At 43.6% G+C, this 8,645-nt stretch carries 7 protein-coding genes; 1 reads left to right on the forward strand and 6 read right to left on the reverse strand.

Annotation, left to right across the window (positions count from 1 at the left end; all coding sequences use genetic code 11):
• The first annotated feature begins 389 nt into the window (after positions 1–389).
• Positions 390–689, forward strand: a complete 300-nt coding sequence (locus tag ACFE93_RS33085) for a 30S ribosomal protein PSRP-3 (protein ID WP_069071048.1) — start codon at positions 390–392, stop codon at positions 687–689.
• A gap of 10 nt (positions 690–699) precedes the next feature.
• Here ACFE93_RS33085 and ACFE93_RS33090 read toward each other — a convergent pair whose 3' ends face one another.
• The 6 genes from ACFE93_RS33090 to ACFE93_RS33115 all read right to left on the reverse strand — a co-directional run bounded on the left by ACFE93_RS33090 (position 700) and on the right by ACFE93_RS33115 (position 8,524).
• Positions 700–2,490: a protein kinase gene (locus tag ACFE93_RS33090; RefSeq protein ID WP_375480106.1), complete on the reverse strand. Its 1,791-nt coding sequence runs from the start codon at positions 2,488–2,490 to the stop codon at positions 700–702.
• Positions 2,491–2,639: 149 nt separating this feature from the next.
• Complete coding sequence (locus tag ACFE93_RS33095; RefSeq protein ID WP_375480108.1) at positions 2,640–3,221, reverse strand: Uma2 family endonuclease; 582 nt, start codon at positions 3,219–3,221, stop codon at positions 2,640–2,642.
• Positions 3,222–3,531: 310 nt separating this feature from the next.
• Positions 3,532–5,649, reverse strand: a complete 2,118-nt coding sequence (locus tag ACFE93_RS33100; protein ID WP_375480110.1) for an SPFH domain-containing protein — start codon at positions 5,647–5,649, stop codon at positions 3,532–3,534.
• A 152-nt stretch (positions 5,650–5,801) separates the two neighbouring features.
• Positions 5,802–6,215, reverse strand: coding sequence for an ATP synthase F1 subunit epsilon (gene atpC, locus ACFE93_RS33105; protein ID WP_375480112.1), 414 nt, complete (start codon positions 6,213–6,215; stop codon positions 5,802–5,804).
• A 142-nt stretch (positions 6,216–6,357) separates the two neighbouring features.
• A complete protein-coding gene (gene atpD, locus ACFE93_RS33110; RefSeq protein WP_375480114.1) occupies positions 6,358–7,806 on the reverse strand; it encodes a F0F1 ATP synthase subunit beta in 1,449 nt (482 codons plus the stop codon).
• A 427-nt stretch (positions 7,807–8,233) separates the two neighbouring features.
• Positions 8,234–8,524 (reverse strand): PEP-CTERM sorting domain-containing protein, encoded by a 291-nt coding sequence (locus ACFE93_RS33115; RefSeq protein ID WP_375480116.1) that lies wholly within the window; start codon positions 8,522–8,524, stop codon positions 8,234–8,236.
• Between the last annotated feature and the right edge of the window lie 121 nt (positions 8,525–8,645).

Here is an 8,645-nt window from a genome sequence, read left to right on the forward strand (position 1 = left end):
ATGGTTTACCCACTGCTGTTACTATATTTCACCCAACTGAGAACCGCTATAATTGCTGAAATGAAAGGAGTAAAGCATATTCATATATGAGTATATTGAAAGATATACTCTTACTAAATCTGCTCTTTTGATATAAGTAACACTGTTTACTGGGACTATATACTGGCAAAACCGTAGCATTCGCTGTTTTCAAGACAGGATATGGCAAGGGTAGCCGCCAAACGCACTGATTTTCCTTTTAAAAAACTTAAGAGTGAGTCTGGTAGTAAAGACTAAAGTCTTTTGGTAGACCATTCTCAACCACTGTTTGGTCATTTGATAGAGTATTGCGTTAAAATAAGCGATCGCTATCCTAGTTAAGTAATGCCCGGAAATTCCCGGAGGTGTGATTGACCAAGTTTATTTTGAAAATTCTGTGGTTAGACGAGAACGTTGCTCTAGCGGTCGATCAAATTGTCGGCAAAGGCACAAGTCCCTTGACTAAGTACTTTTTTTGGCCCAGAAATGATGCCTGGGAAGAGTTAAAAAAGGAATTAGAGTCCAAACATTGGATTACTGACGTGGATCGTGTCGAGTTGCTTAATAAAGCGACAGAAGTGATTAACTACTGGCAAGAGGAAGGCAGAAACCGTCCAATGGCAGAAGCTCAGTTGAAATTTCCAGAAGTTGCCTTCACAGGTAGCGCCTGATATTACAAAATTAGCTATTGTCCTGTTCTACAAGCTGCCACAGTTTGATAGTCTTGTCCCGGCTACCGCTTGCAATTAATTGTGTAACTTTGCTCACAGCAACAGCAGATACTGAGTCTATATGACCAGAGAGAGTAACAATCTCTTCTGCTGTGCTTACTCTCCAAAGTTTAACTGTTTTGTCGCAACTTGCACTTAGGAGGGTTTCGCCATCAGCAGTAAAAGCCACAGCCACCACAGACCAAGAATGGCCTACAAGTGTGCAAATTAGCTGACCAGTGTTTACCTCCCACAATTTAATAGTGTTATCATCACTACCCGTCGCCAAAATTTGACCATCAGGACTAAAAGCGACTGTCAAAACCGCCCATGCATGACCCGAAAGGGTGGCTAACAAGCTATAGCATGGGCGGTTTTCAAATTCTTTCTGGAAACCTTCTAATGCAGGTATCTGCCATAGGCGAATTGTTCTGTCATAACTAGCGCTGGCTAAAAGCTGTCCTTGGGGGCTAAATGCCACTGAATTTACCTTTAATTGGTGTCCACCTATAGTGCAAATTTCTCTGCCAGTATTGACATCCCAGAGTTTGATTGTCTTATCCCAGCTACCACTAGCGAGAATCTGCCCATCTGGACTGAAAGCAACTGATTTTACAGCGTGTGCGTGTCCCAAGAGGGTGCAGATTTCCTCTAATGTCTCAATCTGCCACAATTTGATAGTTTTATCATCGCTAGCAGTTGCCAGAATTTGACCATCTGGACTGAAGGTAACTGATTTTACAGCTTGGGTATGTCCTGATAAGCTAGTTAGAACTTTTTTGGTATTTAAATCCCACAATTTGATATTTTTGCGATCGCTAGCACTGGCTAAAGTGTAACCGTCAGGACTGATGGCAAGAGCATTCACACTACTCAATGTCCCAGAATGTTCAGTTAAGGTATGCAAGCATCGCCAAGGAGGGTTTGGTAATTTAAAATTTTGAGTTTTACATTCTATACCCATTGCTTGCATAACTTCATTAGCCGATTGAAAGCGGCGGTTAACAGCATTTTGCAGCAGCTTGTCGAGGATTTGCACTAAGCGTAGACTCTTTGAGTCTTGTCGCCAGACATCGCTAACTTTGGTAGTAAGATATTGTTGCCAAACCCAGCAATCATTAGCAATATCAAATAAATCAAAGGGAGAAATCTGGGTAAGTAAGTAAATACAAGTTACACCCAAGCTATATAAATCACTAGCAAAAACTGCTTTCCCCTTCGTTTGTTCTGGTGCAGCGTATTCTGGACTGCCGATACTGGTTTCAAATATTAGCCGATCGATTTTTGTGACGATTTTCGCAGTGGTAAAATCGACTATGACGAAATCTCCCTTTTTGCTAATTGGGGATCTACGGATGATATTTTGGGGTTTAATATCGCGGTGGATGATGTTGCGATCGCTCATAAACTGAAAAACTGGCAACACATCTTCTAAAAGTTGCCAAATCTGAGTTTCATTAAAAGCACCTTCTTCCTCAACCACCTGAGCTAAATTAGTACCTGCAATAAATTCCTGTACTAAATAAAAATGCCCGTTCTGCTGAAAATAATTTAATAAAGCGGGAATTTGCGGATGCTTCCCTAATTTTTCTAACTGTTGTGCCTTTTGCTGAAAAGTAATAGAAGTCTCGTATTCTTGCGATAATTCTTGAACGACACAAGGAATAGGAGGAAACTCACCCTCATCGATAGCAAGGAAGGTTTTACAAAATCCCCCTTTACCAATCTGCTTGATTAAACGATAACGTTCTTGTATCAGCAAAGTTTTTCTGCCAAAATTATCAACTATTTATGGTGACAGACACACTCAGGTATTGTAATTGAGCCTTTGAATCCTCGTACTGGCGATCGCTTTCACAGTTATCAGTTAAAGACCGTTTATAAGGCGATTGCAATGTAGACTGATTATCTTTAAGCTTGATTTTCTGCATCAAATATTTGTGATACTTTGAAATTTAGTTGACCCAATTGTGGAGATACAACTAAATTACTACCAACAAAGTTACCTATCTCAGTGTAAGTTTTGTCGATAAGTTCTAAGATTAATATAGTTTTAGTTTCGGGGTCGATAATCCAATATTCAGGAATACCACAATCTTGATACTGCGATCGCTTGGCGATAAAATCTCTATTTCGTTGCAATTCTCCTGGACTAACCACTTCAATCACCAGTAGAGGAGGTAGCATCTCTAAGCGAATAGTATTACGTTTTGCTAACTGCTGAATATGCTCTTGGCGAATAATTGTCAAGTCAGGATAACGGTTTCTGGGTTCTCCTCTTACTTCCAGTTCTAAACCATGTCCTCGAACTCGATCAATCCCTACAATCATCGCAAAAATCAGGAAAAGACGATTTGCAATCTGAACATTAGTTCCTGATTCTGGAGGCATCTCGATTAACTCTCCATTAAACAACTCATGAAGTTTATCTGAGCCATCATCATAAGATAAATATTCTTCAAAGCTTTGAAATCTATGTTTAATTTGTACCATCGGGGTTGCTCCATGATCAGTCCGAATTCTTTTCAGCTAGGCATTCATTGTGCTGAAATTCGGTTTCAGACTACAGACGGCACAACGAAATCTTATAGCTGGTCTTTTTCTATCAAATCTCCTTAATGGCTGAAAAATTGTGTTCACGACTTTGATTTTGGCAAAATTTTAAGCACTATTACTTATTGACAAATGGTTGATTACCTTAACCTATTATCCATGCTTGTACATAAGTTCTAACCAATTTGAAATAAGAATGGAACAGATGTATGTGTAGGGTAGCACAGCTATGCTACCCTACTGGATGTTACTAATGTTGCTTATCCACCGGAAAATTCACAACTATCGGTGGAATACCGTTTTCTGTATTTGATTGTGTTTGGGTAACTATCGGTTGTGGATGCAAAGGTGTTGGTGTCAATTCACCTTTACCAGTTTGATTCCATAAAATCAAGGATAGTAGCCCATCCACTAAGCCATTATTGCTACCGTTACTGCCAACTAAGACATCTGGAATCAAGCGGACATTGCGATCGCCGATAATCTGCATCAGTTGCATTGCTGTATAACCTTGTGGCCCCAAAGCTTCCACACCAGTGCGGTAGGTTTCAGCTTTGGCGTTACCTGTGGCCCGAATACCTTCAGCCTCAGCAATTGACCGGAGTTTTGTCCCCTCAGCTTCACCGTTCGCCTCTTTGATTTGGGCTTGGGCTTTGAGGTCAGCAATATGTACACTCTGCTCTGATTTCACCATTTCTTGCTGGATATCAGCGAGTGCCGTTTCCCGCACAAGTTGCTGCCGTTGGGTTTGCGCCATCTGCTGGACTTCATAAGTCTTGCGTTCTTCTTCGGCAATTTTCCGGTCTGTCTGTGTCTGCATTAGTGATGCTGGTGGCTGAATATCACCAATCAGGGTGTCGATCGCTTGCACGTCATAAGCCCGCAATGCTGTTTTAATATACTCAGCAGCCTCAGATTGCCGTTCGCTGCGAGCGGTGAGAAAGTCTAGTACAGTATAGTCTTGGGCTGAGTTGCGGAAATAATTACCAATAGTTGGTTCTAATACATGGTCTACCAGATTTTGCATTGCACCAACGCGAGAAATTACCTTTGGCGCATCTAAAGCACCCACATGGATAATTTGCGCTACTTCCAAATCAAAGGCAAACCCATCACGCGATCGCACTGTTAAAGAAGCCAGTTGAGCATCATAACTATGACGTTCGGTGCGACCTGACCAGTTTAAGACAATGTTGGTCGTTGGCACGAGTTCCATCTTCATAATCCGGGAGTTAATCGGGTGCTTGCCAGGATATAGCGGTTCGACCCACACACCCTTATGTCCAGGATTCACCAAGTTACCGTGGGTGAAAGCTGCACCACTGACATCTTGATGTGCTTTACCCACGAAAGAAATTACCACACCCACATACCCAATAGGAATTTCCGTCATCGGTACTTGCTCAACCTGGACAAACCAAGGATTCAAGTTCCAAGAACCCGAAAGCAATATCTGTTCTTGTAAACCTCGCCGTCCACCGCCATCAATAAATTTTTGACCATTTTGGAAGTTATCGTGTCCGTCAATTATCGACCCTGCGAGTTCACCGGCAGAGATTGGCAAACCATCTAAGGTTGTGACAATGCCAACTTTGTCAGATGCCAGACTGTACACCCGCAACTGTTCTGGAGTCATGCCATGAGTGCTGGCATTTGTTGCCACGATGACTTTAAACAGGGCAGTGTTGATCCGGTACGTACCAGCCGTGAGAAAACCCATTTGCCGCCCTTTTTCCCCACCTTGGGCGAGGAATTTCCGAGCATCTTGGAAGTTGTCACAACTGACAATTTTACCCAAAATCCGCTCTGGTGGGTTGGGTTGACCATCTGCTGCCACAATCAAAGCGATTTCCCCTTGGGGAACGACAACTACCGACTCTTTTTTTACAGAATACTGCCAAGGCCAATAGCCCCAATGCCAGCCAGGAGCTAAAGTATCTGCCTGCAAGCCAGCTTCCCCGTTGAGGGCAATCAAACTGCCGGCGGGGAGTCCGCGCCCGGAAAGGGTAAATTTTCTAACTACAATACCGACTTCACGTTCGCCAATTACTACAAGCCCGCCAAAGAATAGAGGGACAAATATAACTAAACCCCCGACAAGGACGATGGGGATTAATACAAAAGGATCAATTCCAGCCGCTTGATATTGAGTCCTGCTAATTTGTAACTGGGAAATATTTGGTTTAGTCTGATTTAGCTGGACTGATGCAGAAGTAGTTTTTACAGGAGCCGCATTGGCAGAGTGAATACTTCCAGCGTTCGTTAAAGACACTGGCGCAGCGATCGCTAAGGTTGCTACGACAGATGCTGCAAAGCGAGCTACCTTATTTTGTTTACGAGTACTAAGTAAAGATGAAAACCTTTTCATAATTTGTGCCCATCTGGGCAACTAATTAGCTAAGTTAACACTTCACTAAGGCCAGCCTCGATTTCTTAAACTTGATGTAATTTTTTTAAATTTAATAGATATTTTGTAGATTGGACATTGCCCAACCTACAAAGTGGAAATATAAAGTTAAATTAGACCGAACCACCAGCCGCTTGAAACCGAGCGCGGGCGCGTTTGAAGGCTTGAGTTGCCTGAATTTGGGCTTGGCGATCGTCTGCGGAAACTTGATTCAGACGTGTTTCTGCTTGGTTGTAAGCAGTACGAGCTTCATCAAGGTTAATTTTGTCGCCACGTTCAGCGCCATTAACCAGAATTGTCACTTCATTTTCTTCGACTTCGGCAAAGCCACCCAAAAGAGCGATCGCTTCCCAATTCTGATTTTTAGCGCCACGAACTCGCATGACACCAGTATCTAGAGCGGTCAAAAGTGGTGCGTGTCCAGTTAAGATACCTAGTTGACCAGTAGTGCTAGGCAAAACTATCTCTTCAGCTGGAGCATCCCAGACTGTTTTATCTGGGGAAATTACACGAACGGTTAATGTCATTTGTCCTTTGTCCTTCGTCCTTTGTCCTTTGTCCTACCCTGCGGGAAGCTGCTGGCGCGTCTATGCCATTTGTTTTTTGTAATTGCCATTAGTCATTAGCAGTTGAACTAATGACCAATGACTAATGACCAATGACTAATGACTAACCTTTGATTTTTTCAGCTTTAGCGATCGCTTCGTTAATATCGCCAACCAAGTAGAAAGCCTGTTCTGGCAGAGCATCTAACTCACCAGACAGAATCTTTTGGAAGCCTTTGATGGTGTCTTCCAACTTCACGTACTTACCAGGAGAACCGGTGAATACTTCTGCTACAAAGAACGGTTGAGACAAGAAACGCTCAACTTTCCGCGCCCGCGCTACGATCAGACGGTCTTCTTCAGACAATTCATCTAGACCGAGAATGGCGATAATGTCTTGGAGTTCTTTATAACGTTGCAGAGTTGATTGCACCGCCCGCGCAGTACTGTAGTGTTCGTCACCGACAATGTTGGGCTGGAGCATGGTGGAAGTTGAACCAAGGGGGTCAACTGCGGGATAAATTCCCTTAGCTGCCAAACCGCGAGACAGTACTGTGGTTCCGTCCAAGTGGGCGAAAGTGGTAGCAGGTGCGGGGTCGGTGAGGTCATCCGCAGGTACGTACACTGCTTGAATAGAGGTAATTGAACCCTCGGTAGTTGAGGTAATCCGCTCTTGCAGTTCACCCACGTCGGTTCCCAATGTAGGCTGATATCCTACCGCAGAAGGCATCCGACCCAGGAGCGCCGACACTTCTGAACCTGCTTGTACAAACCGGAAGATGTTGTCAATAAATAACAGCACATCCTGCTTGTTCACATCCCGGAAGTACTCTGCTACCGTCAATCCTGAAAGACCAACCCGCATTCTCGCTCCGGGTGGCTCGTTCATTTGACCGTAAACTAGAGCAATTTTTGATTCGTTGAGGTTGTCTTTGTTGATAACCCCAGATTCCATCATTTCGTTGTAGAGGTCATTGCCTTCACGGGTGCGTTCACCCACGCCAGCAAATACGGATACTCCACCATGCTGAGTAGCAATGTTGTTGATCAACTCCATCATGATCACAGTTTTACCAACACCAGCACCGCCGAACAGACCAATCTTACCGCCGCGTCGATAGGGAGTCAGAAGGTCAACAACTTTAATCCCAGTCTCAAACACGGAAGGCTTGGTTTCCAGGTCAGTGAATTTGGGAGCAGAGCGGTGGATGGGTAGAGTTGCCTCAGCATTTACAGGCCCCCTGTTATCCACAGGTTCGCCAAGGACGTTGAAAATCCGGCCCAAAGTGGCTTTACCAACTGGCACGGTAATGGGAGCGCCTGTATCGGTGACTTCAAAACCGCGGACTAAACCTTCGGTGGAACTCATCGCAACAGTCCGCACCTGGTTGTCGCCCAGCAGTTGCTGTACTTCAACGGTGATGTTGATTTCCTGTCTAGCTTCGTTGGTGCCAACGATTTTCAAAGCGTTGTAGATTTGTGGCAATTTCCCGCTGGGAAATTTAACGTCTACAACTGGGCCAATGATTTGGGTAATGTAGCCAATGTTTGTTTTTTCTGCGGTTGTGACCATGCTGCGCCTAATGATTGAAGCTATATTTCAGATACGGTCGGAGAAGACATAAAATTAAGCAATGTCACCTTTCAGATTAGCACTGAACGACCCTACCTTCGCCTTAAATTGATCCTTAAGACTGGTGTCTGAGCAACCAATGTAGGCTTACTTGTAAAACTGTTCAAGTCAGTCAAGCAATTTTGGATTTTGGATTGCCGATAGTGTCACGTGAGCGAGTCTAAATATTATTACAGAGAAGCAAGCTAGCAAGAGCGTCTATCTACGACACGCTGTTTGCGTTTGTTGAGAGCGTCTTTGGGATTGAAAAAGATCGTGAAGATACGAATCATAAACCAAAAAAGTCTAAAATTCTTAGTCAAAATAAAAACTGCTGTGCCTATTAGTATCAGGCACAGCAGGTATCAAAATGACGGTGAGAAGAAATTTAGGCTTTTATGGCAGCTTTTTGTAGCTGTTTGCGCTTGCAAAGGGAAGTAGCGCTGAAAGCACCGAAGGCTATGACACCGATTATGTTAGTAGGTTCAGGAACAGAAGTGGTTTTGGTAAATTTCACATCATCCAGCAGTAGTCCAATATTATCTCCACCAAACCCATCGAAAGCCAATTTGGCAGTTGTCGCTGAGGTGACTGTGATGTTGCGAGTAAAGGTTGTAAAGTTAGCAGTCGATGGTAGCGTAATTGTTTCGTTAAACAGATTACCTAACGATACGTCCACAGAGTTGAGACCGTTATTTCTTTGATCGCCAGCCAGCTTGAAAGTGAGATTGAGGATGTCACCTGCATTAACCCGAATTTCTCACAAACTCAGAAAAAAGCGGAGGTTAAAACTGGTAAAA

This window comes from uncultured Nostoc sp. (assembly GCF_964247315.1).
In the GTDB taxonomy this organism is placed as follows: domain Bacteria; phylum Cyanobacteriota; class Cyanobacteriia; order Cyanobacteriales; family Nostocaceae; genus Nostoc.